23 protein-coding genes are annotated in these 26,988 nt (G+C 66.2%); 16 read left to right on the forward strand and 7 right to left on the reverse strand.

Features of this window, described 5'->3' with window-relative positions; all coding sequences use genetic code 11:
- Positions 1-9: 9 nt before the first annotated feature.
- Entirely contained in the window at positions 10-2,316 is a 2,307-nt protein-coding gene (locus ACP7DD_RS08950; protein WP_426174395.1) for a methyl-accepting chemotaxis protein, read from the forward strand.
- Between the two features lie 14 nt (positions 2,317-2,330).
- Positions 2,331-7,745: an Hpt domain-containing protein gene (locus tag ACP7DD_RS08955; protein ID WP_426174396.1), complete on the forward strand. Its 5,415-nt coding sequence runs from the start codon at positions 2,331-2,333 to the stop codon at positions 7,743-7,745.
- Here the strand turns inward: ACP7DD_RS08955 and ACP7DD_RS08960 are convergent.
- A complete protein-coding gene (locus ACP7DD_RS08960; RefSeq protein ID WP_426174397.1) occupies positions 7,742-9,211 on the reverse strand; it encodes a cryptochrome/photolyase family protein in 1,470 nt (489 codons plus the stop codon). The two genes, ACP7DD_RS08955 and ACP7DD_RS08960, sit on opposite strands and share 4 nt — an antisense overlap.
- Before the next feature lie 178 nt (positions 9,212-9,389).
- Here ACP7DD_RS08960 and ACP7DD_RS08965 point away from each other — a divergent pair, with 178 nt between their 5' ends.
- From ACP7DD_RS08965 to ACP7DD_RS08990, 6 genes are all read left to right on the forward strand, one after another.
- The gene (locus tag ACP7DD_RS08965) at positions 9,390-10,049 is read left to right on the forward strand and encodes a YqgE/AlgH family protein (protein WP_426174398.1); all 660 of its coding nucleotides are present in this window, start codon (positions 9,390-9,392) and stop codon (positions 10,047-10,049) included.
- Positions 10,049-10,444 (forward strand): Holliday junction resolvase RuvX, encoded by a 396-nt coding sequence (gene ruvX / locus ACP7DD_RS08970; protein WP_426174400.1) that lies wholly within the window; start codon positions 10,049-10,051, stop codon positions 10,442-10,444. Before ACP7DD_RS08965 ends, ruvX begins: the two co-directional genes overlap by 1 nt.
- The gene (gene pyrR, locus ACP7DD_RS08975; RefSeq protein ID WP_426174401.1) at positions 10,428-10,958 is read left to right on the forward strand and encodes a bifunctional pyr operon transcriptional regulator/uracil phosphoribosyltransferase PyrR; all 531 of its coding nucleotides are present in this window, start codon (positions 10,428-10,430) and stop codon (positions 10,956-10,958) included. Before ruvX ends, pyrR begins: the two co-directional genes overlap by 17 nt.
- Positions 10,951-11,916, forward strand: coding sequence for an aspartate carbamoyltransferase catalytic subunit (locus tag ACP7DD_RS08980; protein WP_099787042.1), 966 nt, complete (start codon positions 10,951-10,953; stop codon positions 11,914-11,916). Before pyrR ends, ACP7DD_RS08980 begins: the two co-directional genes overlap by 8 nt.
- Entirely contained in the window at positions 11,913-13,226 is a 1,314-nt protein-coding gene (locus ACP7DD_RS08985) for a dihydroorotase (protein ID WP_426174402.1), read from the forward strand. The genes ACP7DD_RS08980 and ACP7DD_RS08985 overlap by 4 nt, the downstream gene beginning before the upstream one ends.
- A gap of 117 nt (positions 13,227-13,343) precedes the next feature.
- On the forward strand, positions 13,344-14,066 hold the full coding sequence (locus tag ACP7DD_RS08990) for a lysophospholipid acyltransferase family protein (protein ID WP_426174403.1): 723 nt from the start codon (positions 13,344-13,346) through the stop codon (positions 14,064-14,066).
- Here the strand turns inward: ACP7DD_RS08990 and ACP7DD_RS08995 are convergent.
- The gene (locus ACP7DD_RS08995) at positions 14,063-14,917 is read right to left on the reverse strand and encodes a symmetrical bis(5'-nucleosyl)-tetraphosphatase (protein ID WP_426174404.1); all 855 of its coding nucleotides are present in this window, start codon (positions 14,915-14,917) and stop codon (positions 14,063-14,065) included. The genes ACP7DD_RS08990 and ACP7DD_RS08995 overlap by 4 nt on opposite strands.
- 123 nt (positions 14,918-15,040) lie before the next feature.
- Here ACP7DD_RS08995 and rfbC point away from each other — a divergent pair, with 123 nt between their 5' ends.
- Positions 15,041-15,586 carry a dTDP-4-dehydrorhamnose 3,5-epimerase gene (gene rfbC / locus ACP7DD_RS09000; protein ID WP_426174405.1) on the forward strand — a complete coding sequence of 182 codons (546 nt, stop codon included), beginning with the start codon at positions 15,041-15,043 and terminating at the stop codon, positions 15,584-15,586.
- Positions 15,583-16,440, forward strand: coding sequence for a dTDP-4-dehydrorhamnose reductase (gene rfbD, locus ACP7DD_RS09005; RefSeq protein ID WP_426174407.1), 858 nt, complete (start codon positions 15,583-15,585; stop codon positions 16,438-16,440). Before rfbC ends, rfbD begins: the two co-directional genes overlap by 4 nt.
- 224 nt (positions 16,441-16,664) lie before the next feature.
- Here the strand turns inward: rfbD and ACP7DD_RS09010 are convergent, their stop codons facing one another.
- Positions 16,665-16,787, reverse strand: a complete 123-nt coding sequence (locus ACP7DD_RS09010; protein ID WP_426174472.1) for a hypothetical protein — start codon at positions 16,785-16,787, stop codon at positions 16,665-16,667.
- Positions 16,788-16,826: 39 nt separating this feature from the next.
- Between ACP7DD_RS09010 and ACP7DD_RS09015 the strand changes: the two genes are divergently transcribed.
- From ACP7DD_RS09015 to ACP7DD_RS09040, 6 genes are all read left to right on the forward strand, one after another.
- Positions 16,827-17,762, forward strand: a complete 936-nt coding sequence (locus tag ACP7DD_RS09015; protein ID WP_426174469.1) for an MraY family glycosyltransferase — start codon at positions 16,827-16,829, stop codon at positions 17,760-17,762.
- Between the two features lie 82 nt (positions 17,763-17,844).
- A complete protein-coding gene (locus ACP7DD_RS09020) occupies positions 17,845-18,153 on the forward strand; it encodes an H-NS family nucleoid-associated regulatory protein (RefSeq protein WP_099787036.1) in 309 nt (102 codons plus the stop codon).
- Positions 18,154-18,361: 208 nt separating this feature from the next.
- A complete protein-coding gene (locus ACP7DD_RS09025; protein WP_426174409.1) occupies positions 18,362-19,738 on the forward strand; it encodes a phosphomannomutase/phosphoglucomutase in 1,377 nt (458 codons plus the stop codon).
- A gap of 29 nt (positions 19,739-19,767) precedes the next feature.
- Entirely contained in the window at positions 19,768-20,748 is a 981-nt protein-coding gene (waaC, locus tag ACP7DD_RS09030) for a lipopolysaccharide heptosyltransferase I (protein ID WP_426174410.1), read from the forward strand.
- Complete coding sequence (waaA, locus tag ACP7DD_RS09035) at positions 20,745-22,013, forward strand: lipid IV(A) 3-deoxy-D-manno-octulosonic acid transferase (protein WP_426174411.1); 1,269 nt, start codon at positions 20,745-20,747, stop codon at positions 22,011-22,013. Before waaC ends, waaA begins: the two co-directional genes overlap by 4 nt.
- A 47-nt stretch (positions 22,014-22,060) precedes the next feature.
- On the forward strand, positions 22,061-22,609 hold the full coding sequence (locus ACP7DD_RS09040; protein WP_426174412.1) for a YcxB family protein: 549 nt from the start codon (positions 22,061-22,063) through the stop codon (positions 22,607-22,609).
- Positions 22,610-22,613: 4 nt separating this feature from the next.
- On the opposite strand, the gene ACP7DD_RS09045 is transcribed toward ACP7DD_RS09040, so the two are convergent.
- The 4 genes from ACP7DD_RS09045 to glyS form a co-directional block, all read right to left on the reverse strand.
- Complete coding sequence (locus ACP7DD_RS09045; protein WP_426174413.1) at positions 22,614-23,510, reverse strand: M48 family metallopeptidase; 897 nt, start codon at positions 23,508-23,510, stop codon at positions 22,614-22,616.
- 44 nt (positions 23,511-23,554) lie between these two features.
- Positions 23,555-24,247: a lysophospholipid acyltransferase family protein gene (locus tag ACP7DD_RS09050; RefSeq protein ID WP_426174414.1), complete on the reverse strand. Its 693-nt coding sequence runs from the start codon at positions 24,245-24,247 to the stop codon at positions 23,555-23,557.
- A 68-nt stretch (positions 24,248-24,315) separates the two neighbouring features.
- The gene (gene gmhB / locus ACP7DD_RS09055) at positions 24,316-24,879 is read right to left on the reverse strand and encodes a D-glycero-beta-D-manno-heptose 1,7-bisphosphate 7-phosphatase (RefSeq protein WP_426174470.1); all 564 of its coding nucleotides are present in this window, start codon (positions 24,877-24,879) and stop codon (positions 24,316-24,318) included.
- 13 nt (positions 24,880-24,892) lie between these two features.
- Complete coding sequence (gene glyS / locus ACP7DD_RS09060) at positions 24,893-26,980, reverse strand: glycine--tRNA ligase subunit beta (RefSeq protein ID WP_426174415.1); 2,088 nt, start codon at positions 26,978-26,980, stop codon at positions 24,893-24,895.
- Positions 26,981-26,988 lie beyond the last annotated feature (8 nt).

Consider the following 26,988-nt stretch of genomic DNA (forward strand, 5'->3'; position numbering starts at 1 on the left):
AAACTGTCAATGGGATTTTCGCCGAAGGGCAAACCCGAGCACGAGGTCGCGCTGACTTCGCCCGATACCCAGTTCGGCCCACAGCCGGTGGCGTCGCCAACGCCGCTGCGCGTCGAGCCGGCGCCGGCTGCGGCGCCCGCCGAGGATGCCGCCAGCCCGCTTAGCCTGGGCGGCATCATGCGCCGCAAGACCGCCGCCAGTACGCCCACTGAAGCCGCGCAGGACCTGCAGCTGCCGCTCATTGGCCACCTGTCGCTGGCCCGCCAGCTGCGCATCCTGCTGGTCGCCTTTGTCGTCGGCATCCTGCTCACCATCGTCGCGCTGTGGCAGAACTCGGCCTACAACGTCGTCGCCTCGGCCCAGACGCAGATCGCCAGTGACGCGCTGATGCACTCGCAGCGGGTCGGCAAGGCCGCGCCCAACGCCATCCAGGGTAATCCGGAAGCGTTCGCCCAGCTCGACGAGAGCCGCCTGCAGCTCACCAGCGACCTCAATCTGCTCTCGCGCGGCGGCGATTCGTCCGGCCAGCGCATCCCGGCGCCGTCGGCCGCCATGGCCAGGTCGCTGGCCGAAGCGCGCGCCAAGTGGGTCAGCTCCGACAACGCCGCCGGCACCATCCTCAAGATGAAGCCTGAGCTGATTGGCTTCAAGAGCACGCTGCAGCAGCTCGATACGCTGTCGCCCGAACTGCTGTCGATGACCGACGAACTGCTGACCCAAAAAGTGCAGCGCGGCGGCAGCGCGCGCGAACTGGCCGCGATCGGCCGCATGATGATGCTGACCCAGCGCCTGTCGCGCAGCGCCAGCGAATTTCTCACCTCCGGGCGGATCCGCTCCGACACCGCCTTCCAGCTTGGCCGCGACACCGGCACCGTGCGCGCCACCATCGACGGCTTCCTGAACGGCAGCGCGACGCTCGGCCTGGCCGCCGTCACCGATCCCGACATGCGCGAAAAGCTCGTCGCCATCAAGTCGCGTTTCGACACCTACCAGAAGCTGGTCACCTCGATCCTCGACAACCTGCCGCGCTTTACCGCCGCCAAGGGCGCCGAGCAGTCGATCTTCTTCGAGAACGAAGAAATCAAGAAGCTGCTCTCGGGCGTGCAGGTGAGCTACCGCAACAACCAGGATTCGACCGACTCGTGGTTCTGGCTGATGGTGGTGTCGTCGATTTTCACGCTGGCCACCGCCGGCAGTATCAGCCGCGTGATGCTGCAGGATTCGCGCAACCGCACCCGCGGCGCCGACAGCCGGCGCGAAGAAGCCGAGGCGCTGCGCCTGCTGTCGCAGACCAAGGAAGAAGAAGCCAAGGCGACCAACGACCAGAACCAGGCCGCCATTTTGCGCCTGATGAACGAGCTGCAGGAAGTGGCGGACGGCGACCTGACGGTGCACGCAACGGTGTCCGAAGACATCACCGGCGCCATCGCCGACTCGGTCAACTACACCGTCGAGGAGCTGCGCGGGCTAGTCGAACGGGTCACCACCACCGCCGAGCAGGTGACGTCGGCGTCGACCAACGCCCAGAACATTTCGAGCGACCTGCTGACCGCGACCCAGCAGCAGTCGCGTGAAATCCAGGACGCGTCGGCCACCGTGCTGAAGATGGCTTCCGAGATCAACGACGTATCGAAGTCGGCCAACGAGTCGGCCGAAGTGGCGCGCCAGTCGGTGGCGGCGGCGCACCAGGGTTCGACCGCGGTGGAAAACGCCATCAAGGGCATGCACGAGATTCGCGAGCAAATCCAGGAAACGTCGAAGCGCATCAAGCGCCTGGGCGAGTCGTCGCAGGAGATTGGCGAAATCACCGAGCTCATTTCCGATATTACCGAGCAGACCAACGTGCTGGCGCTGAACGCGGCGATCCAGGCCGCATCGGCCGGCGAAGCCGGACGCGGCTTCTCGGTGGTGGCCGAAGAGGTGCAGCGCCTGGCGGAACGCTCGGCCGAAGCGGCCAAGCAGATCGGCGCGCTGGTGCGCACCATTCAGACCGATACCCACGATGCCGTGGCGGCAATGGAGAAGTCGACCCAGGGTGTGGTCGAAGGAGCCAGGCTGTCGGACGCTGCCGGCGCCGCGCTGACGGACATCTCGGGCGTGTCGAACCGCCTCGCTGAGCTGATCCAGGGAATCTCGTTCGCCACCGAACTGCAGGCCACGTCGGCCAACGGGGTGGCGCATAACATCCAGCACATCCTGTCGGTGACCGAGCACACCCAGGACGGGACGATGCAGACTGCCCAATCGATTCGCCAGCTGACGATGCTGGCGCAGGAACTGAAAAACTCGGTGTCGCGCTTCCGCGTCGTCGCCTGAAAGACCGCCTGACCATGACTGATTTTTCGCACGCAGCGCAATTCGATTCCGGGCCGCTGTCCTGGGTGATCGGTGAAATCCGCGAGGCGCTGGGCCGGTCCCGCGCAGCGCTCGACGCGGCGGCCGCGCAGGGCGACGCCGATGCCCGCGCCACTTCGCTGCAGCATGCGAAAACCCACCTGCACCAGGCCCATGGCGCGCTGCAGATGGTCGACGTCGAAGGCGTCGGCCTGATGACACAAGCGGCCGAGCAGGCGCTCGAGCGCATGCGCGACGGCAGCCTTGAATGCAACGGCGCCAGTTGCGCCGCGGTGGCCGAAGGCTACCAGGCCGTCATCGAATACATCGACGAACTCATTGCCGGCGCCGCGCCGCAGCCGGCGCGCCTGTTTCCGTATTTCCGCGCGCTGCAGGAAGTGCTGGGCGCCGCGCGCATTCATCCGTCCGACCTGCTGTTCGTCGACCTGTCGGCCAGCGTCGCGCTGCCGCCGCACCAGGCGCCCGATGCCCCGGACTACGCGGCATGCCGCGCGCGCTTTGAAAAGTCGCTGCTGCCGTTCCTGAAAAACATCGATCCCGAAGCGCAGCGCGTCCACGCGCTGGCGCTGGTCGAAGCGATCGCGCTGGTCGAACAGGCGCAGCAAGATGCGCCGGCGCGCACCTTCTGGCTAGCCATGCGCAGCTTCGCCGAACTGGTGGCCGACGGCCAGCTGGCCAGCGACCTGTATGTCAAGCAGCTGTTCGGCCTGATCAACCTGCAGATTCGCCGCCTGTCGCAAGGGCAGGGTGGCCTGCCCGAAGCGATGCTGCGCGACGCGCTGTTTTTTATCGCCGCTGCCAGCAAGCCGGGCCCGGGCGCCCAGCTGCTGCGGCGCGCCTACGGGCTGGCCGGCGTGGTGCCGGCCGATTACGACAGCCGCCGCTATGGCCGCATCGATCCGCAGGCGCTGAAGGCTGCCAAGGACGCGCTGGCCGAGACCAAGTCCGGCTGGGACCGGGTGTCGTCTGACACCGACGTCAAGCTCGAACAAAGCTTCAACAAGGCGCTCGCCACGCTGGCCAGCGCCAGCGACCAGCTCGGGGCGCCCGCATTGGCGCAACTGCTGCGCGAACTTGGCCGCGCCGCCAGCGACTCGATCGCGTCCGGCCGCAGTGACCAGTTCAGCATGGAGATGGCCACCGCGATGCTGTTTGTCGAGCATGGCCTCGACCAGGTGCGTCAGCTGCCCGCTGATTTCGAAGAGCACGCCGAAGTTGTCGGCGCGCGCTTGCTGGCGCTGGCCGCCGGCGAGACGCCGCCGGACGCCCCGCAGTGGCAGGGCGACCTGTCGCGCCAGATCCAGCAGGGCCAGACCGTGGCGGTGCTGGCGGGCGAAATGAAGACCGGCCTGCGCCAGGTCGAGAAGGTACTTGACGATTACTACGCCGACGCCAGCCGGCGTCCGGCGCTGACGCAGATCGATCCGGTGCTGCACCAGCTGCAAGGCGCGCTGGCGATCCTCGACCAGGACCAGGCGATGCGCGCCGCCCAGCATGTCAAGGAAGCGGTGCGCGCGCTCGCCGCCGCCGAAGGCGCGCCGGAACACGATGCCGGCGCGCTGCAAAACATCGCGCAGAACGTCGGGGCGCTCGGCTTTTTCATCGACATGCTGGCGCAAAATTTCGACGCCGCCAAGAACCGCTTCACGTTCGACCAGGTCGAGGGCATGTTCCGAGAAGTGCCGTTCGAAAAGATAGCAGCTGGCGACACGCCGTTCGACGTCGAGCCGGAAGTGCTGCAGGCGGCAGCGCCGGCGCCTGCCGAAGCGGCGCCGCCGGCAACGCCTATGGCGCAAGGCGAAGCGGCCATCGAAGCCGAACTGCTGGAGATCTTCATTTCGGAGGCGCAGGAAGTGCTGGCCTTCGTCACCGCGACGCTGCCGGCCGCGATGGCCGAACCGTCGAACCAGGAAACGCTGACGATGCTGCGGCGCTCCTTCCATACGCTCAAAGGCAGTGGCCGGATGGTTGGCCTGAACCAGTTCGCCGATGGCGGCGCAGCGATGGAAAAGGTCATGAACGCATGGCTGTCCGAGTCGCGCGCCGCCAGCCCGGACTTGCTGGCGCTGCTGCAATTTGCCGCCGCCGACATGGGCGCCTGGGTCGACGAGCTGGCCTCGAGCGGCGCTTCGGCCCGTTCCAGCGAGGCGCTGGTCGCCGCCGCGGCGGCGGTGCAGGGCGGCGGCGCGTTTGCGCTGCCTGGCGATGCGAAGCAGGAACAGCAACCAGCGCAGGAGCCGGAGCAGGAGCCGGAGCCGGAAGTCATCGACATGACCTTGCCCGCTGAGCCGGACGAACCGGACGAGCCGTTCGGCCTCGTCGAGCCGGCGCCCGATAGCGAGACGGAACTGTCGGCGGCGCCCGGCCAGGTGATCGAATTTCCTGGCACGGCGCGTCACAGCGCGCCGGCCGAGGACAATATCCGCCGCTTCGGCGACCTCGAGATCCCGCTGCCGCTATATACCATCTACCTGGCGGAAACCGATGAACTGATGCGGGTACTGACGCAGGACTTTGGCGAATGGCGCCATGAGCCGCGGCCGGTCTCGCCGGCTGCGCTGAAGGCGGCGCACACATTGGCCGGCACCTCGGCCACGGTGGGCTTCAAGGCGCTGCGCGAAGTCGCATACGCGCTCGAGATGGCGCTGCTGACACTGGTCGGCTCGGCTCCGCAGCTGGACGACGCCCAGCGCGACCTGCTCGACGTCACGCTCGAATGCTGCCGCCAGATGCTGCAGCGTTTTGCGCTCGGCGAACTGGCGCCGGCCCAGCCGGCCCTGGTGGCCCAGCTGGTCGAACTGCGCGAGCAGCTCGGCACGCTGGTCGACGCGTCCGACCCGTTCGACGACGCGCTCTACGACAAGACAGCGGCCGACGAACATCGGCCGGCCGATCCCGCGACCGAAGCGGTCGACCACGTGTTCGACCCGGTCTTCGACGACGGCTTCGACGAGCCGATGCTGCTGCAGGCCGCACCTAGCGGCGCCTTGGCGATGCCGGTGGACGACGACACTGCCGACGAGCCGGAACTGGCGCCTGAACTGATCTGCGATACCGAGCCGCCATCCGCGCTGGAACCGGCAGCTGTCCTCGCGGCAGCGGCGCCGGCACCTGCGCCGGCGCCGGCGCTGGACGTGACAACGGCGCCGATGGAAACGGTGTATAGCGACGATCTCGACGCCGACCTGCTGCCGGTATTTCTCGAAGAGGCGGCCGACCTGATGCCGGCCATCGGCGACGGCCTGCGCAAGTGGCAGCAAAATCCGGCCGATACGGGCCCGGCGCAGAACCTGCTGCGCATCCTGCATACCGTCAAAGGCAGCGCGCGCATGGCCGGCGCAATGCGCCTCGGCCAGCACACCCACGACATCGAAACGCAGATCGAAAACATGGTGCACGCCGGGACTTCCACCCCGGCCGCCTTCGACGACCTGCTGGCCAACTACGACCACGCCCTGTTGCTGCTCGAGCAGTTGCAGCAGCCGGCGCCGGCTCCCGGCGCGCCCGCCGCGGCGCCGCTGGCGAACGCCCCGGCGGCCGCCGCCGCTGCTGCCGGCCCCGCACCGGCCCGTACCGCGCTGGTGCGCGTGCGCGCCGATATCCTCGACCGCCTCGTCAACCAGGCCGGCGAGGTGTCGATCACCCGCTCCAAGCTGGAGAACCAGGTCGGCACGCTGAAGTCGTCGCTGCACGACTTCTCGGACAACCTGGCGCGCCTGTCGCGCCAGCTGCGCGAAGTCGAGATGCAGGCCGAATCGCAGATCGCCTCGCGCATGTCGATTTCCAGCGAGCGCGAGTTCGACCCGCTCGAATTCGACCGCTTCACCCGGCTGCAGGAACTGACGCGCATGATGGCCGAAAGCGTCAACGACGTCGCCTCCTTCCACGAAAGCCTGAGCCGCACGGTGGACGCGGCCAGCGCCGACCTGGTGCAGCAGTCGCGCCTGACGCGCGACCTGCAGCGCGACCTGATGCGGGTGCGGATGGTACCGTTTTCGAGCCTGTCCGAACGCCTGTTCCGGGTCGCCCGCCAGAGCGCGAAAGAACTCGACAAGCGTGTCAACCTCGACATTCGCGGCAGCTCGGTCGAGATCGACCGCAGCGTGCTCGAACAGATGGCCGCGCCGTTCGAGCACCTGCTGCGCAACGCGATCGTGCACGGCATCGAGTCGCGCGAGCGGCGCGGCGCCTCCGGCAAGGCCGAAACGGGCGAGCTGCTGGTGCAGGTCAGCCAGCAGGGTAACGAAGTGGTCATCCAGTTCACCGACGATGGCGCCGGCCTGGACCTGGCGAAGATCCGCGCCAAGGCGCGCGCCGCCGGCCTGCTCGCCGACGGCATCGACATCTCCGACCACGAGGCGTCCGACCTGATTTTCGAACCAGGCTTCTCGACAGCCGACACGCTGACCGAACTGGCCGGCCGCGGCGTCGGCATGGACGTGGTGCGCTCGGAAGCGCAGGCACTGGGCGGGCGCGTGGCGATCGCCTCCGAGCCGGGCAAGGGCGCTCGCTTCACGATTCACCTGCCGCTGACCCTGGCCGTGACCCAGGTGGTGCTGACCTCCAGCGGCGGCAAGACCTACGCGCTGCCGTCGATCCTGGTCGAACAGGTGCTGCAGATGAAGGAAGCGGCACTGGCCGAGGCGCAGGCCGCCGGCTCGGTGCAGTTCCAGGGCCACAAGGTGGCGCTGCACTACCTGCCTTCTCTGCTCGGCGACGCCTCGGCGCGCCCGCCGGCGCAGCGCTCGTCCCCGGTGATGATCCTCAAGAGCGGCGTCGACCGGCTCGCCGTGCAGATCGACGACGTGCTGGGCAACCGTGAAGTCGTCATCAAGAATATCGGCCCGCAGCTGTCGCGCATGATCGGCATTTCGGGAGCGACCGTGCTCGGTTCCGGCGAGATCGTCCTGATCCTCAACCCGGTGGCGTTGTCGCTGCACGGGGCGCAGCAGGCGCACCAGCATGGCGCGCAGCCAGAAGCCACGCCGCAGCCGAGCGTGCCGGCCGGCCGCGCCGCCGTCATCATGGTGGTCGACGATTCGCTCACCGTTCGCAAGGTGACCCAGCGCCTGCTTGAACGGGAAGGCTACCAGGTCATCCTGGCCAAGGACGGTGTCGATGCGCTCGAACACCTGCAGCAGACGATCCCCGACTTGATGCTGGTCGATATCGAGATGCCGCGCATGGATGGCTTCGACCTGACGCGCAACATCCGCGGCAACGCCAGCACCAACGCGGTCCCGATCATCATGATCACCTCGCGCACCGCCGACAAGCACCGCAACTACGCACTCGACCTGGGTGTGAATGCCTACTTCGGCAAGCCGTTCCAGGAAGAGATTTTGCTGGCGGCGGTCGCGGGCCTTCTCAATCGCGAGATGCCGGCTTAGTCCAGGCCCGGTGCGCCCGTACCGGGTTCCACCGCTTTCGGTTCCTGCTTGACCACGGCGAAGCGCGCCAGCGTGCGGGCGCGCGCTTCCGCATGGTCGACGATCGGCGCCGGGTAGCCCGCCGGCCGCTGCGCCGCCAGCCACGGCGCGTGAATCTCCTTGTCGTTCATGCCCGCCAGTTGCGGCAGGTAGCGCCGGATGAAACGGCCCTGCGGATCGAATTTCTCCGACTGCGTGATCGGATTGAAGATGCGAAACCACGGTTGGGCGTCGCAGCCGGTCGACGCCGCCCACTGCCAGCCGCCGTTGTTCGACGCCAGATCGTAGTCGTTCAGCAGCAGCGCAAAATAGCGCTCGCCCCAGCGCCAGTCGATGCCCAGGTCCTTGACCAGGAAGGACGCGGTCACCATGCGCAGCCGGTTGTGCTGGTAACCGGTCTGGTTCAGCTGCACCATCGCCGCGTCGACCAGCGGATAGCCGGTGCGCCCTTCGCACCACGCGGCGAACGCTTCCTCGGCACCGCGACCGGCTTCCCACTCGATGGCGTCAAACGCCGGCTTGAATGCCTGCGTCACCACGCGCGGATGCTGGAACAGGATCATCGCGTAGAACTCGCGCCAGATCAGCTCCGACAGCCACACTGGTGCCCCGGCCCCGCCGGCGCCTGCGGCGACGAGCTGATTGACGGTGCGCACCAGGTGGCGGATCGACACGGTGCCAAAGCGCAGGTGCATCGACAGGTAGGACGGCCCCTTGACGGCCGGGTAGTTGCGCGTGTCGCTGTAGTCGGCGATGCGGCCGATGAAATCCTCCAGCAGCGCCGCGCCACCCGCCATGCCGGGCGTAATGCCAAGCGCGCGCAGGTTGGCCGGCTCGAAGCCGATGTCGGCAAGGCTGGGCAGCGCGTGGCCGGCCGGCGCCGGCGCCAGGCGCGCCGCGTGCGGCTCGATTGGCCACGGCGCCAGGCTTTGCGGCTCGGCGGCCATGCGCTTGAGCCAGGCGTTCTTGTATGGCGTGAAGACCGAGAACGGCTGGCCGGCCAAAGTCAGCACTTCATTTTTTTCGAAGATCAGCTGGTCCTTGAAGCTGCGGAACTGGCGGCCGTCGCGCGCCAGGGCCGCCGCCACGCCGGCGTCGCGCGCAATCGCCCGCGGCTCGTAGTCCTCGTTGGCGAACACCGCGTCGGCGCCCAGTTCGCAGGCAAGGCCGGCGATGGTCTGCAGCGCCGATCCGCGGCGCACGATCAGGTGGCCGCCAAGCTGGCGCAGTTCGGCATCGAGTTCGGCGACGCTGGCATGGATGAATTCGACGCGCCGGTCGCGCCGCGGCAGGGGCGCGAGGATGTCGTCGTCGAAGATGAAGGCGCAGTACACCGTGCGCGAGGAAAGCAGGGCGTGGTGCAGTGCCGCATGGTCGAATGCGCGCACGTCGCGGCGGAACCAGACTAGGGTGGTGTTCAGTGTCATTCTCGTGTGCAAGGTCAAGCCGAGGTGAAATTATGCTCGCTACCATCGCTTTAGATGCGCGCGGCAACATCGTTCGAATGGTGGCGTCGCCAAATCAGTGTAAACTATCGAAAAGTCCAGTTGTAACCCGGATACTAGCAGTTATGTCAAGAGAGCGAGCCGAGAGAGAGTGACGCGTATGAAGAAAAGCAAAGTCGACAAGACTCTACCGATGCCCGGCATGCCGCACGATCACAACGGCGAGCCAGGCAGCAGCAGCGCGCCTTCTTCATCGACATTCAACCTGGCCAACCATTTCCTCATCGCCATGCCTTCGATGCAGGATCCGGTGTTTGGCGGCGCGGTGGTCTACATTTGCGAGCACAACGACAACGGCGTGCTCGGCGTGGTGATCAACAAGCCGACCGACATGACGATGGAAATTCTGTTCGAGCGGATCGACCTGAAGCTCACCGAAGGCCTGCGCACCACCGTCGTCAACGAGCCGATCATGTTCGGTGGCCCGGTGCAGGACGACCGCGGCTTCGTGCTGCACACGCCTGGGGCGCGCTACTCGTCGTCGCTGAAGGTCACCGACGAGGTGGCGTTTACCACCTCGATCGACGTGCTCGAGGCGGTCGCCGCCGGCGACGGCCCCGAGCGCATGCTGGTGTCGATCGGCTACGCCGGCTGGAGTCCGGGCCAGCTCGAAGACGAGATCTGCCGCAACGGCTGGCTCACGGTCGGCGCCGACGCCCACGTGCTGTTCGACCTGCCGATCGAACAACGCTATAACGCCGCCATCAAACTGCTTGGCATCGACCCGATGATGCTCGCCCTCGAGGCCGGCCACGCCTGATGGTTGAAATAGTTTTCGGTTTCGACTTCGGCATCAAGCGTATCGGCATCGCAATGGGAAACACCCTGACCGCCCAGGCGCAGCCGCTGGCGGTGGTCAAGGCCATCGACAACGCCGCCCGCTTTTCCCAGATTGGCGCCCTGATCGCCGAATGGAATCCGGCCCGGCTGATCGTCGGCGAACCGTTCCATCCCGACGGCGCCGAGCACGAGATGACCTTGCGCTGCCGGCGCTTCGCCAACCAGCTGCATGGCCGCTTCAACCTGCCGGTGCAACTGGTCGACGAGCGCTACTCGTCGGCCGTGATCCCCGCCAGACGCGGCGAAGTCATCGACGCCCAGGCGGCCGCCATCATTTTGCAACAATACTTTGACGACCATGCCAACACCCAATAGACAGTTCGACGCCGAGACGCTCTACCAGGACCTGCTGCGCCAGGTGAAGGATGGCGTGGCCGGCGCCAGCGACGTCGCCATCGTCGGCATTCACTCGGGCGGCGCGTGGCTGGCCGAACGGCTCGCCGCCGACCTCGATCTGCGCGACCGGCTCGGCTTCATCGACGTCTCGTTCTACCGCGACGACTATGCCAAGAAGGGCCTGCACCCGGATGTCAAGCCGACCCAGATCGGCTTTAACGTCGATCGCGCCACCATCGTGCTGGTCGACGACGTGCTCTACACCGGGCGCACCACGCGCGCGGCGATCAACGTGCTGTTCGACTACGGCCGCCCGGCGCGCATCCTGCTGGCGGCGCTGGCCGACCGCGGCGGACGCGAGCTGCCGGTGGCGGCCGATTTCGTCGCCGTGCGGGTCGACAGCGATATTCCGCTCGATCCCCGGCAGTCGCTGGTCCTGCAGCGCAGCGCCGAGGGCACCCTCTCGCTCACCATAGAAGACGACAATGCTTAATCCGCAACTGAACAAGAACGGCGAGCTGCAGCACCTGCTCACCATCGAAGGACTGCCGAAATCGATCGTCAACCACATCCTCGACACCGCGTCCTCGTTCGTCGGCATCTCCGACCGTGAAGTGAAGAAGGTGCCGCTCATGCGCGGCAAGAGCGTGTTCAACCTGTTCTTCGAAAACAGCACCCGCACCCGCACCACCTTCGAGATCGCCTCCAAGCGATTGTCGGCCGACGTCATCAACCTGAACATCTCGGCGTCGTCGGCCAGCAAGGGCGAGTCGCTGCTCGACACCATCGACAACCTGGCGGCCATGCACGCCGATATGTTCGTGGTGCGCCACGCGCAGTCGGGCGCGCCCTACCTGATCGCCAAGCACCTGATCGACACGCGCCAGTCGCACGTCCACGTCGTCAACGCCGGCGACGGCCGCCACGCGCACCCGACCCAGGGCCTGCTCGACATGTACACCATCCGCCACTACAAGAAGGACTTCACCAACCTGACGGTGGCGATCGTCGGCGACATTTTGCACAGCCGGGTTGCGCGCTCCGACATTCACGCGCTGACGACGCTGGGCGTGCCGGAAGTGCGCGCGATCGGGCCGCACACGCTGCTGCCGGGCGGCCTCGAACAGATGGGCGTGCGGGTGTTTACCAACATGGACGAGGGCCTCAAGGGCGTCGACGTCATCATCATGCTGCGCCTGCAGAGCGAGCGCATGACCGGCGCGCTGCTGCCGTCGGCGCAGGAATACTTCAAGAGCTACGGCCTGACGCCGGAACGCCTGGCGCTGGCCAAGCCGGACGCGATCGTCATGCATCCGGGCCCGATGAATCGCGGCGTCGAGATCGACTCGGCGGTGGCAGACGGAGCGCAGGCGGTGATCCTGCCGCAGGTGACGTTCGGTATTGCGGTCCGCATGGCGGTGATGAGCATTTTGGCGGGAACCCACGGATGAAACTACATATCAAGAACGGCCGGCTGATCGACCCGGCCAACCAGATCGACGCGCTGTGCGACCTGTATGTCGATGACGGCAAAGTGGCGGCGGTCGGCGCCGCGCCGGCCGGCTTTGTTGCCGACCGCATTATCGATGCCGCCGGCCTGGTCGTCGCGCCCGGCCTGGTCGACCTGTCGGCGCGCCTGCGCGAACCGGGCTACGAATACAAGGCCACGCTGGAGTCGGAGATGCAGGCGGCGATGCAGGGTGGCGTAACGACCCTGGTGTGCCCGCCCGACACCGATCCGGTGCTCGACGAACCAGGCCTGGTCGAGATGCTCAAGCACCGCGCGCGCGGCCTGAACCAGGCCCACGTGCATCCGCTCGGCGCGCTGACGATGGGCCTGAAGGGTCAGGCGCTGACCGAGATGGCCGAACTGACCGAAGCCGGCTGCATCGGCTTTGCCCAGGCCGAGATGCCGGTCGAGGACACCAATGTGCTGCTGCGCGCGCTGCAGTACGCCAAGACGTTCGACTACACCGTCTGGCTGCGCCCGCAGGACGCGCATATCGGCCGCGGCGGCATCGCCCACAGCGGACCGCTGGCCTCGCGCCTCGGCCTGGCCGGCGTGCCGGTGATGTCCGAGACGATCGCGTTGCACACGATTTTCGAACTGGTGCGCGCCACCGGCGCCCGCGTCCACTTGTGCCGCATGTCGTCGGCGGCCGGCATCGAACTGGTGCGCGCGGCCAAGAAGGAAGGCCTGCCGGTCAGCTGCGACGTCGGCGCCCACCACATCCACCTGACCGACGCCGACATCGGCTTTTTCGATTCGAACGCGCGCGTCACGCCGCCGTTTCGCAGCCAGCGCGACCGCGAGGCGATCCGCGCCGGCCTGTACGACGGCGTCATCGACGCCATCTGCTCGGACCATACGCCGGTCGACGACGACGAGAAGCTGCTGCCGTTCGGCGAAGCTTCGCCCGGCGCCACCGGCCTCGAACTGCTGCTGTCGCTGGCGCTCAAATGGGCCGACGACTACGCCGGTTCCCAGCAGGACGGCGCCAATGCGCTGTCGCGCGCCGTCGCCAAAGTGACCGCCGACGCCGCGCGCGTGGCGGGCCTCCCGGCCGGCCAGTTGGGCGTCGGCGCGCCGGCCGACATCGTGCTGTTCGATCCGGCCGCGCGCTGGACGGTCGATGCGAAGGCGCTGGCCAGCCAAGGCAAGCACACGCCGTTCGTCGGCTACGAGCTGCAGGGGCAGGTGATGACGACGATCGTCGCCGGCCGCGTCGCTTACCAGCGCAAACTGGCAAACCAGCGCTAAACACCGCAGTTTGCGGGCGGCGCGCTGCGGTTTTATTCGCACGCCGCCGCGCATGACGGTAAAATCCTCGCTGCTGCGCAGCGCGATGACTGCACCAGCCGTTCCCATTGGTGCCATTTGAAACTCAAGCCTGCCGTTCGCCTGTTGCGCATTTTTCTCCACCTGACCGAAGGCCTGGCCGTTTGCGCGCTGGTGTTCCCGTGGGTCGGCAGCGCGCGCCGCCAGGCGCGCATCCGCGCCTGGTCGCGCCGCCTGCTCGGCATTTGCGGCGTCAGCCTGGAACAGCAAGGCGCCGCGCTCGAGCATGCGCTGGTGGTCGCCAACCACGTCTCCTGGCTCGATATCTTCGTCATCAATGCGCTGTATCCCTGCCGCTTCGTCGCCAAGTCCGAGATCCGCGCCTGGCCGGTGCTCGGCTGGCTGGTGGCGCAGGCCGGCACCGTGTTCATCGCGCGCGGCAGCCGGCGCGACCTGCGCCATACCTTCAAGGGCATCGTCGCCAGCCTTGGCCTGGGCGAGCGGGTAGCGTTTTTCCCCGAAGGGACCACCGCCTTGCAGGGCGCCCTGCTGCCGTTTCACGCCAACCTGTTCGAAGCGGCGATCGACGCCGGCGTGATGGTGCAGCCGTACGCGCTCGAATACCTCGACGCCGGCGGCGCACTGCATCCGTCGGTCGAATTCATCGGCGACATGACCTTCGCACAAAGCATCATGGCGATCCTGTCGGGCAGCGCCGTGCGCGCGCGCCTGGTGTGCCTGGCGCCGTTCGACGCCAGCGGCGCCCATCGGCGCGACCTGGCTGCCGGCGCCCAGCAGGCGATCGCCGGGGCGCTGGCCTAGCTTTTCTTCTTGCCGCTGTGCGGCTTGTACTCCGGGCAGTCCACCTGCAGCAGCGAACGGTCGTCCAGGCAGAAGGCGGACAGTTTGCCGCCCCACACGCAGCCGCTGTCGAGCCCCACCACGTCGTCACGCAACAGCAATCCCATCGCCGACCAGTGGCCGAACACCACCGTCACTTCGTCGCGCGTGCGCCGGTCCGGCAGGTCGAACCAGGGCAGCAGGCCGGATCCTTCCGGCGCGCCACCGCTGTCCTTGATACCGAACTCCATCGTCCCATCGCTCTGGCAGAACCGCATGCGCGTCAGTGTATTGACGATGCAGCGCAGGCGCGCCGCGCCGGTCAGGCCGTCGTCCCAGCGGTTCGGCGCATTGCCGTACATCTGGCCGAGGAAGGCGATCCAGTCCGGCCCGCGCAGTACCGCCGCCACTTCGCCGGCCAGTTCGATGGTGCGCGCGGCGCTCCATTGCGGGCACACGCCGGCGTGCACCAGCAGGTGGCCGCCGGCCAGCACCGCCAGCGGACGCCGGCGCAGCCACTCGACCAGGAGATCGCGGTCGGGCGCGGCGAGGATCTCGCCCAAGGTATCCGATTTCGACAGCGCCTGGGCGCCGCAGGCAACGGCCAGCAGGTGCAGGTCGTGGTTGCCGAGCACCGCCTCGATCCGCCCGCCGCTCGCTTCGCACAGCGCCATCACGCGGCGCAGCGCCTCCAGCGACGCCGGCCCGCGGTTGACCAGGTCGCCGACGAAGACGATGCCGGCATCGGCGCCGCCGTCGTCGGCAATCCGGTTGAGCAGCACCTGGGCTTCGTGGGCGCAGCCCTGCAGGTCGCCGATGGCGTAGGTTTTCATGGCGGTGGCGATTAATTGGCGGTCGGGCCGCAAGTTTCACATAGAATTACGGTTTAGACCACTTTTGGCGATGCCAACGCCAGGTCGCGATCTGCTGCACGCTTTACAGGACGAGGTATTGAGATGAAAGTGACCCCTACCGCCATTCCCGAAGTGCTGGTATTCGAACCGCAGGTGTACGGCGACGACCGCGGCTTCTTTTACGAGAGCTTCAATGCTCGCCGGTTCCATGAACTGACGGGGCAGCGCGCCAACTTTGTCCAGGATAACCACACTCGTTCGGCCCGCAACGTTTTGCGCGGTCTGCATTACCAGGTCGACCAGCCGCAGGGCAAACTGGTGCGCGTGATCGCCGGCGCCGTGTTCGACGTCGTCGTCGACCTGCGCGCGGCGTCGCCGTTTTTCGGCCGCTGGGTCGGGGTCGAACTGTCGGCCGAGAACCGCCGCCAGATCTGGGTGCCGCCGGGTTTCGCGCACGGCTTCGTCGTCACCAGCGACAGCGCCGAGTGCCTGTACAAGACCACCGATTACTGGGCGCCCGAGCACGAACGCTCGATCTTGTGGAGCGATGCTGCGCTGGCGATCGACTGGCCGATCAGCGGCGCGCCGATCGTTTCGGCCAAGGACGGCGCCGGCTGCCTGCTGGCCGACGCCGACGTGTTCCGATGAAAATCCTGCTGACCGGCGCCAGCGGCCAGGTCGGCTACCAGCTCGAGCGCAGCCTGCAGTCACTGGGCGAGGTCGTCGCCGTCACGCGCGCGCAGATGGACCTGTCGGACCTCGGCCAGGTGCGTGACGTCATCCGCGCGCTGCGCCCGGGGCTGGTCGTCAACGCCGCCGGTTACACGGCGGTCGACCGCGCCGAGCGCGAGCCGGCACTGGCGTATCGCATCAACGCCGAGGCGCCGGGGCTGCTGGCGCGCGAGGCCGCCGCGCTCGGCGCCGCCATGGTGCATTATTCGACCGACTACGTGTTCGACGGCCGCAAGCCGGGCGCCTACGTCGAGACCGACGCGGCCAATCCGCTGAATGTATATGGACAGAGCAAGCTTGCCGGCGAGCAGGCCATCGCCGCCGCCGGCGGCGCCCACCTGATCCTGCGCACCAGCTGGGTCTACGGCACCCGCGGCGACAATTTCCTGACGACGATGCTGCGCCTTGCCGCCGAAGGCGCCGCGCTGCGCGTCGTCAGCGACCAGGTCGGTGCGCCGACCTGGAGCCGCACCGTGGCCGACAGCACCGCGCTGATGCTGGCGCAGGCGCACGCTGGCGGGCCCGGCTGGTGGCAGCAGCACGGCGGCATCTATCACGTCGCCAGCGGGGGGCAGACCAGCTGGCACGGTTTTGCCGAGGCAATCATGGCAGAGGCCGGCATCGATTGCGCGGTGACGCCGATTACCGGCGACCAGTGGCCGGCGGCGGCGGCCCGTCCGCGCAATTCGGTGATGCACTGCGAGCGGCTCGCGCAGCGCTTTTGCCGGCTGCCCGATTGGCGCGAAGCGTTGCGGCTTTGCCTGGGATAATGGCGCCAATGTGCGCCCGTACCCGGCGCTCGCCGTCGTAACGCCGGCCTCGCGAGAATCCCGACTTACCGCAATTTGCGCTGGCGAGGCGCCTTTACACTGAATTACTTGCTTAAAGGTGCAGTCGTAATCCGGTACAATCGCGCATTGCCGATTTCAGCAGCGCCCCCCAACGTTTCCGGTCGGGACAGCAATCCGACCGCGTCTTTGCCTATATTGATTAATTAATGTTTTCTTTCCTCGTGAGCTTTGTTTGTTCGGCTCTGCTGACTTTGCTGGTAATCAAGCACGCCAGTTTGCACGGCCGCGCGCTCGATGCCGATTTCGATGCGGTTCAACGGGTCCATGCGCATAGCGTGGCGCGGATTGGCGGCCTGCCGATTTTCGTGGCGGTGGTGATCAGCGCGCTCATTTCGATCTGGCGGGTGCCGGCGATGGGGCCGTCCATGTTAACGCTGCTGGGCTGCGCGTCGATCGCCTTTATCGGCGGGATTCTCGAAGACTATACCGGCAATGTCAGCGCCACGCGGCGCCTGATATTAACAATGCTGGCCGCGCTGCTGGGTTATTACCTGCTCGAAGCGAAAATCGACCGGATCGATCTGCCGTTCGGTTCCATTTCGCTCCAGTATGCCTGGCTGGTGCTGCCGCTGACGGTACTGGCGGTGGCCGGCATCGCCAATGCGGTCAATATTATCGACGGCTTCAATGGGCTGGCCAGCGTGGTGACGATCTGCATGCTCATTTCGCTCGCCTATGTCGCCGCCCAGGTCGGCGATATGTTCATCGTGGTGACGGCGCTGATGGTGGCCGGCGCCACTGCCGGGTTCCTGATCTGGAACTACCCGGTAGGGCTGATATTCCTCGGCGATGGCGGCGCCTACTTCCTCGGCTTCATGCTCGCCGAGCTGGCGCTGCTGCTGGTGCTGCGTAATCCGCAGGTGTCGACATGGTATGCGGCGCTGCTGCTTATTTATCCCGCATTCGAGACGGTATTCTCGGCTTATCGCCGCATGTTCGTGCGCGGTAAATCGCCGGCGATGCCCGACGGTATTCACTTGCACAGCCTGATATTTCGGCGCATCGTGCAATGGGCGGTGGGACGCAAGGAAGCGCGCGCGTTGATGCGCAGGAATGCGCTGACATCGCCGTATCTGTGGCTGTTTTCGCTGATGGCGGTTATTCCGGCGACGATGTTTTGGCGGAATACCGGCGTGTTGATTTTTTTCTGTTTATTGTTTATTGTCAGCTACGTGTGGTTGTATGCGCGTATCGTTCGATTTAAGTCGCCACGCTGGCTTATCTGGCGCAAGAAGGACTAGCATTTAATCGAGGATGTAGTATATTGCGACAATTGGTGAGAATTCACTTATTCCCGGATCAACCCACTTTTAAGGAACGATGATGGATCTGTCAAATATGTCGGTCGGCGATTTGCGTAATCTGCAAGATCAGATCAAGCAGGAAATGAAAAAGCGCGAACACCTGGAAGTGGCGAAAGCGCGCGAGCAGATCCTGGCGATTGCCCAGAGCGTCGGCGTGCCGTTGAAAGACCTGATGGCAGCCGGTATCCGCGCCAAGACCGGAACGGTCGCGGTACGTTTTCGCCATCCGGACAATTCGTCGCAACAATGGACCGGACGTGGCCGCCAGCCTAAATGGGTCAAGGAATGGGTCGAAGGCGGCAAATCGATCGACAAGCTGCGCGTCTAGTTTTTTTCAGGCCGATTCCGGCCTGTCCAGGCAGATTTCAACGTAATTCCTGCCAGGTAGCGGCAGGAACGGCGGGTACGCAATTCCCAACTACCCCGCTTGCCGCTACAATACCCTTCCATCTTCCCGACGGCGCCGCCGATCCCGTGTTTTATGGGACTGCGCGCTTTTGCCGTTACGCCGCGTTAATTTCAAGGTAGACAATAATATGGTTGCGCTTTCAAAATCGATTTTCAAGGCCTATGACATCCGCGGCGTGATCGGCAAGACGCTCGATGCCGGCGTGGCGCACAAGATCGGCCGCGCCTTCGGCCACGCCGTACTGGCCAAGGGCGAGCGGCGTGTCGTGATCGGCCGCGATGGCCGCCTGTCCGGGCCGGAACTGGCCGCCGCGCTGGCGCAGGGCCTGCAATCGGCCGGCGTCGACGTCATCGACCTCGGCGTGGTCGCCACGCCGATGGTCTACTACGGCACCAAGGTCACGGGCGCGCAGTCCGGCATCATGGTCACCGGCAGCCACAATCCGCCCGACTACAACGGCTTCAAGATGGTGCTGGCCGGCGAAGCGATCCACGGCGCCACCATCACCGCGCTGTACGACAGCATCAGCGCCGACAGCGGCGCCGCCGGCGAAACGGGCGCCTATGGCACCCACGACATCCGCGCCGACTACCTGCAGCGCATCATCGGCGACGTCAAGCTGGCGCGCCCGATCAAGATCGCGGTCGATTGCGGCAACGGCGTGGCCGGCGCCTTTGCCGGCGACCTGTTTCGCGGCATGGGCTGCGAGGTCATCGAACTGTTCTGCGAAGTCGACGGCACGTTCCCGAATCACCACCCCGACCCGGCCCATCCCGAGAACCTGCAGGACCTGATTCGCTGCCTGCGCGACTCGGACGCCGAAATCGGCATCGCCTTTGACGGCGACGGCGACCGCCTCGGCGTCGTCACCAAGGACGGCCAGATCATTTATCCGGACCGCCAGATGATGCTGTTCGCCGCCGACGTGCTCACCCGCCACCCGGGCGCGCAGATCCTCTACGACGTCAAGTGCACGCGCCACCTGGCGCCGTGGATCGCCAGGCATGGCGGCCAGCCGCTGATGTGGAAGACCGGCCACTCGCTCGTCAAGGCCAAGCTGCGCGAGACCGGCGCCCCGCTGGGCGGTGAAATGAGCGGGCATATCTTCTTTTCCGACCGCTGGTACGGTTTCGACGACGGCCTGTATTCGGGCGCGCGCCTGCTCGAACTGCTCACCCGCGAGGCCGATCCGTCGGCCGTGCTGAACGCCTTGCCGCAATCGGAAAGCACCCCTGAGCTGCACCTGGAGCTGGCCGAAGGCGAGAACGTCGCCCTGATCGACAAGTTGCGCGCCGACCCGTTCCCGGGCAACGAGCGGATCATCACGATCGACGGCTTGCGCGTCGAATACGCCGACGGCTTCGGCCTGGCGCGTTCGTCGAACACGACGCCGGTGGTGGTGATGCGGTTCGAGGCCGAGACGCACGAATCGCTGGCGCGCATCCAGGCCGAATTCAAGCGCGCGATCTTGGCGGTGCGGCCCGACGCCGAACTGCCGTTCTGACGCGAGCTGCCTTGGCGTCTCCAACACCGATGAAAATCCTGCTGGTACGGGTGTCGTCGCTGGGCGACGTGCTGCACAACCTGCCGATGGTAGCCGACATCCTGCGCCGCCATCCGGGCGCAGCGATCGACTGGGTGGTGGAAGAGGGCTACGTCAGCCTGGTGCGGCTCAACCCGCACGTTCGCAACGTTATCCCGTTCGCGCTGCGGCGCTGGCGCAAGAGCCTCACCAGCAAAGCCACGCGCGCAGAAATCGCCGCTTTTTTCCGCACCCTGCGCGCCGAACGCTACGACTACGTGTTCGACACCCAGGGCCTGCTCAAGACCGGCATCATCATGGGCGCGGCGCGCCTGGCGAGCGGCGGGCGCAAGGTGGGCCTGGCCAACGGCAGCGAAGGCTCCGGCTACGAGGCCATCTCGCGCATCTTCCACACCGACAGCATCAAGCTCGATCCGCGTACCCACGCGGTGGCGCGCGGCCGGCTGGTGGCCGGCGCCGCGCTTGGCTATCCGGTCGACAGCGCGCCCGACTTCGGCCTGCCGGCGCCGGACCTGTCGAACCGCCCGCAATGGATGCCGGCCGCGCCGTACGCGGTGTTCTTCCACGCTACCGCGCGCGAGGCCAAGAAGTGGCCGGCGGCGAACTGGATCGCCACTGGCCTGGCGCTGGCGCCGATGCCGGTGCTGCTGGCATGGGGCTCGGAAGGCGAGAAGCGCGAAGCCGAACTGATCGCCGCCGGCGTGCCGAACGCGGTCGTGCTGCCCAAACTGTCGATGGACGAGGCGGTGACGCTGGCGCGCAACGCCGCGCTGGCAATCGGTGTCGACACCGGCCTGACCCACATCGCCGCCGCCTTCGTGCGCCCGACCATCGAACTGTATTGCGACTCGCCGAAGTGGAAGACCGAAGGCAACTGGTCGCCGCGCATCGTCAACCTCGGCGAGCAGGGCGCGCCGCCGTCGGTGCCCGAGGTTGCCGCCGCCGCCGCGCAGCTGATGGCGGCGCCATGAAGCGCTCGACCTACACCGCCCTGTGGTATCTGGCGCTGCCGCTGGTGCTGGCGCGCCTGTCGTGGCGCGGCCTGCGCGAACCGGGCTATCGCAAGCATTTGGGCGAGCGGCTCGGCTACTACGGCGACCAGGGCGCCGGCTGGCACACCATCTGGATCCACGCCGTATCGGTGGGCGAAACGCGCGCCGCCGAGCCGCTGGTCGACGCACTGATGGCAGCCTACCCGAATAGCCGCATCGTCATGACCCACATGACGCCGACCGGGCGCGCCACCGGCAAGGAGCTGTTTTCCAGGCATGGCGAACGCCTGGTGCAGTCCTACCTGCCGTACGACATGCCGTCGATGGTGCGCCGCTTCAGGCGCCATTTCACGCCGCGCGTGTGCATCCTGATGGAGACCGAGGTGTGGCCGAACCTGATCGCGGTGTGCGCCGAACGCGGCGTCGGCGTCGCGCTGGTCAACGCGCGCTTGTCCGAGCGCTCGCTGCGCCGCGCCGGCCGCTTCGGCAGCCTGCTGACCGATGCCGCGCGCGCGATCACCCTGGTGGCTGCGCAGACCGAGGCCGACGCCGAACGCGTGCGCTCGCTCGGCGTGGCCGACGTCGAAGTCACCGGCAGCATCAAGTTCGACGTGGTGGTACCGCCAAGCGCCCACGCGATCGGCGAAGCGCTGCGCGCGCGCATCGGCGCGCGCCCGGTGCTGCTGTGCGCCAGCACCCGCGACGGCGAAGAGGCGCTGATCCTCGACGCCTTCAAACGCATGCCGGCGCGCCCGCCGGGCATGCTGCTGCTGATCGTGCCGCGCCACCCGCAGCGTTTCGACGACGTCGCCCGGCTGGTGCAGGCGCGCGCTCTGACCCTGGCGCGCCGCTCGGACGTAGGGCCGGTGGCGCTTGAGGCCGACGTCTTGCTGGGCGACTCGATGGGCGAGATGTTTGCCTATTACTTCGCCAGCGACTGCGCCTTCATCGGCGGCAGCCTGCTGCCGCTGGGCGGCCAGAACCTGATCGAGGCCTGCGCGGTCGGCAAGCCGGTGCTCATTGGCGAGCACACGTTCAACTTTGCGCAGGCAAGCGACGAAGCGGTAGCGGCCGGCGGCGCCCAGCGCGTGCACGACGCCGACCACATGCTCAAGCTCGCGGCCAGCCTGCTGCGCGACGGCGCTGTGCGCGCCGCGATGGGAGAGCGCGCCATGGCCTTCGCCAACCGCCATCGCGGCGCCACCGCGCGCACGCTTGAATTGCTACAGCGTCTGATTTATTAACATTTTTGATAGTATGTCTGCTTCATCGAAGGCTGACGGGGAGTCACATGCTGTGGTTTAACCATCCAAAGCCGGTCGGCAGCCGGAAACCGATCGCCGTTTTGGTCCAGCAGCACCGCGACCAGCGCAGTACGATCACGCTCGAAACCCCGCACGCCGACATACCCGCCTTGCATGCCAACGGTGACCTGGTCCTGATGCCGCTCGAGTTTTCGGTGCGCTACTCCTTGGTCGAATACGTCAGCTTCATGTGGCAGCACGCGCATCACCTGATCCGGCGGCGCCGCATCCACGCGCCCGCCAGCTGGTACATGCTGGTCAAAACCACCTGGGCGTCGGCCTTCCATTTCGTCACCCAAGGGCGCTCGCGCCATACCTACGCCTTCACCATCGACCGGCACGGCATCGTGCGCACCGGACCCGGTGGCGTAACCCTGATCGGATGGGAAGATGTCAGCGCGATCCGCAGCTATGCGCGCGGGCGCCTGATGGTGCTCAAGCGCGGAACCTTGCCGATCCCGTCGCGCTGCCTGACGCGCGAGCAGTCCGACAGCCTGGCCGCCTACGCAGCGTGGGTGAGGGAAGCCGCGCACTAAGTGCTCAGTCGATGAACAGCACCGGCAGTTCCTGCGATCGCTTGCGCAGCGCCGCCTTGGCGCCGTCGTAGTCCGGATACACCGATTCGACCGTCGCCCAGAAGCGCGCGCTGTGGTTCATCTCGCGCAGGTGCGCCAGTTCGTGCGCCACCACGTAGTCGATCAGCGCCAGCGGAAAGTGGATCAGGCGCCAGTTCAGTCGGATGCTGCCGTCGACCGTGCAGGAGCCCCAGCGGGTGCCGGCCGACGACAGTGTCATCGAGCTGTAGCTCACCCCCAGCCGCGGCGCGTACAAGGCCATCCGTTCGCTGAACACGCGCGTCGCTTCCGACTGCAGCCACAGGCGCACGCGCTCCTGCAGCTGCCACTCCGACAAGCCTGGCACCACGCCGATGGCCAGTTCGCGCAGTTCGCCGTCGAACACGCAGTGACTGCGCTCGGCCGGCTGCAATCGCAATGTGATGTCGCCGCCCATGAAGGGAAGCTGGGCGCCGTCGATCCATTGCACCGGCGGCTTCTGCTGGCGCAGCGCACGCCGCTCGCCGCGTTCGTGCAGCTTGGTCAGGATCCAGCGCTGCTTGGCGCGGATCGCATTGTCGATTTCGGCCAGGGTCACGCGCTTGGGCGCGGTCACGCGCAGGCCGTCGTCGTCGATCGTGAAACCGATCGAGCGGCGCGTCGAGCGCCGCAGCTGGTAGTCGAGCGAGTGGGAGCCGAGCTGGATGCGCCGCAGCGGCGTATCGGTCGATGTTGGCGGGGTAGGGAAGACGACGCGCGGCGCCGCCGGCGGCGCCTTGAACAGTGCCTGGGGCGGCGGTGCCGGCGCGGCCGGTTCAAGCGCGGCAAAAAAATCCTGCGCGAATAATTCGAGTTGCTGGTCGTCGATCTTTGGTGACTTCATGTCCGGTTGCGGCGCATTGGCCCGAATAAGTGCGCCGACCCCGCTCAGCCAGCGCTGTAGGCGTGGGGCGAAATGACGCGCATTTCTGATTCTATCCAATTTTCTACCTCTTGCATCATGCTGTCGGGAGTATGATTTTGCGGCGATATCGGCTTGCCGATCGAGACCGTGATCACACCGGGACGTTTCAGGAACGAGTTCTTGGGCCAGCACTCACCTGAATTATGCGCGATCGGCACCACCACCGTGTTCGTTTCCACGGCCAGGCGCGTGCCGCCGCTTTTATATTTGCCCGCCTTGCCCACCGCGATACGCGTCCCTTCAGGGAACATGATAATCCATTGGCCGTCGGCCAGACGGCGCTTGCCCTGTTCGACCACGTGCCTGAAGGCGTTCTTGCCCTGCTTGCGGTCGATCGGGATCATGCGCAGCAGCGCCATGCCCCAGCCGAAAAACGGGATATACAGGATTTCTTTTTTAAACACGTAGACCAGCGGGCGTCTCAGGTTGGGCAACAGGAAAATGGTCTCCCAGGCCGACTGGTGTTTCGACAGCACGATCGCCGCGGCGTCAGGTTGATTTTCGAGGCCCTTGAAGCGGTAGTGGATGCCGCAGATTACCTTGGCGGCCCATATCACGAATACGTTCCAGCGCGACGTCACCCAGAACCGCTTGTTGTAGGGCAGCGGAGCGGCCAGCAGGCACACGCAGACCCAGACGACGGTGGCCACCACCATGACGACGGTAAATAGCAGGGAACGCAGGAACAGGCCGAATTTATACAAAATCTTTTCTCCGAGGTAAATCAGTGGGTGCCGCCGGCAGGCGGCAGTGGTGTCTTGAGCAGCGCGCCGACCATCCCGGCGAGGTCGGCGAATACCTGGGTGCCCGGCGGCAGGCCGCCGGTCTCGAACGTCTTCTGGCCTTTGCCGGTCAGGACCAGGTAGGGCACGCAGCCGGTCTTGAAGCCTGCCTGCAGGTCGCGCAGCGAGTCGCCGACGGTGGGCACGCCCTTCAGGCTGACCTTGAAGCGCTTGCTGATTTCCTCGAACATGCCGGCCTTCGGCTTTCTGCAATCGCAGTTGTCGATCGCCGCGTGCGGGCAGAAAAAGATGGCGTCGATCGTCGCGCCCACCGTCTGCGCATTGGCATGCAGCTTCTGGTGGATGGCGTTGAGGATGGTCATGTCGAACAGCTCGCGCGCGATGCCGGACTGGTTCGAAGCGATCACCACCCGGTAGCCGGCCTGGTTAAGGCGCGCGATCGCTTCGAGCGAGCCGGGAATCGGCACCCACTCGGCCGGCGACTTGATGAACGCCGGCGAATCGTGGTTGATGACGCCGTCGCGGTCGAGGATGATCATCTTCATCACGCCAGTCTCCTCATGCCGCCAGTTTCGAGATGTCGGCGACGCGGTTCATCATCGCGTGCAACTGCGACAGCAGCGCCAGGCGGTTGTTGCGCAGGTCGAGGTTCTCGTCCATCACCATGACGTCGTTGAAGAAGCCATCGACGTCGTCGCGCAGCTGCGCCAGCGTCCTCAAAGTGCTGCTGAAGTCGCCTGCGCCAAAGGCCGCGTCGACTTCGGGTCGCACGCGCGCCACGCTGGCGGCCAGCTTGCGCTCGGCCTCGACCTGCAGCAGCTCGGCCGATACGGCGCCGATGGCGACATCGGTCTTTTTCAGGATATTCGTGATGCGCTTGTTGGCCGCGGCCAGCGACGCGCTCTCGGGCAGCGCGGCGAAGGCCTTGACGGCTTCCAGGCGCTGCACGATGTCGTCCAGCCGGTCCGGGTTCTGCGCCAGCACCGCCTCGACTTCGTTGGCCGAAAAGCCGCGCTCGCGCAGGATGCCGCGCAGGCGCTCGATGATGAAGGCGGCCACTTCGCTGGACGGATCCTTGAAGCCGGCGCGATAGTCGAATACCGCGGCGGCATCGGCCAGCAGGTCGCTGATCGCCAGCGGCAGGCGCTTTTCCAGCAGCATGCGCAGCACGCCGAGGGCGTGGCGGCGCAGCGCGAACGGATCCTTGTCGCCGGTTGGCTGCAGGCCGATCGACCAGATGCCGACCAGCGTCTCGAGCTTGTCGGCCAGCGCCACGGCGGTGCCGGTCGCGGTCGACGGCAGCGCGTCGCCGGCAAAGCGCGGCTGGTAGTGTTCGGACGCGGCCAGCGCCACTTCCTCGTGCTCGCCGTCGTGGCGCGCGTAGTACGCGCCCATGATGCCTTGCAGTTCCGGGAATTCGCCGACCATGTCGGTCAGCAGGTCCGTCTTGGCCAGCATGGCGCCGCGTTCTGCCAGCAGCACGTCGTAGCCGAGCCGCTTTGCGATGGCGCCGGCCAGCCGCGTAACGCGCTGCGTGCGCTCGGCCTGGGTGCCCAGCTTGTTGTGGTAGACCACGTTGGCCAGCAGCGGCAGGCGCGACTCGAGCGTCTTCTTCTTGTCCTGCTCGAAGAAGAACTTGGCGTCCGACAGGCGCGGACGCACGACCCGCTCGTTGCCGCCGATGATGTGCTGCGGGTCGCTCGTCTCGATGTTCGACACGATCAGGAAGCGCGAACGCAGCTTGCCGGCGCTATCGGTCAGCGCAAAGTACTTCTGGTTGGTCTGCATCGTCAGGATCAGGCATTCCTGCGGCACGGCCAGAAATTCGTCCTCGAAGCGGCATTCGTACACCACCGGCCATTCGACCAGGGCGGCCACTTCATCGAGCAGCGCTTCCGGCATCAGGACCTGGTCGGCGCCGGCTTTTTCCAGCAGCGCGGCGCGGATGGCGTCCTTGCGCTGGGCGGCGCTGGCGATGACCTTGCCCTCGTTTTCCAGCATGCCGGCGTAGTTGACCGGATGCGAGATCGAGATCGGCTGGCCCTCGGACAGGAAGCGGTGGCCGAGCGTGGTGCGGCCCGCCGAAAGACCCAGCGCGCTCAAGGGAACGATCTCCTCGCCGTGCAGCGCGATCAGCGAATGGGCAGGGCGCACGAACTGCACGGTGGCGCCGTCGGGCCGCTGATAGCTCATCAGCTTCGGAATGGGGAGCCTAGAAATCGATTCCATAATTGCGAACTGCAAACCCACCTGCAGAGATTTTCCGGCCGCCACAGAATTATAAAAAAGTGCTTCTGCCTTTCCATCCATGGCCCGCTCGAATTCTTCAAGTGGCACATGAGTCAAATGCATTGCGGCCAATTTCTTTAGCATCGGCGGTGTCGGGCTGCCGCTCGCGTCGAGCGCGATGTTAACTGGGAGGATTTTTTCTCGGATTGCGATATCGCGTGCTGTACCGCGAACATCTGTTATTGAAAGCGCCAATCTGCGCGGCGTCGCAAAAACCGTCACCGTGCTGCTATCCTCTAGCAATTCGCGCGCCTTAAGGCCGTCGGTAATCCCTGTGGCAAATGCGTTGCTTAGTTTGACGAGCGCCTTCGGCGGCAGTTCTTCGGTCAGCAGTTCGACGAGTAAGGTCTGGTTCATGGTTCTAT

The sequence above is a fragment of the Massilia sp. TWR1-2-2 genome (assembly GCF_049897565.1).
Lineage (GTDB): Bacteria > Pseudomonadota > Gammaproteobacteria > Burkholderiales > Burkholderiaceae_D > JAFCUW01.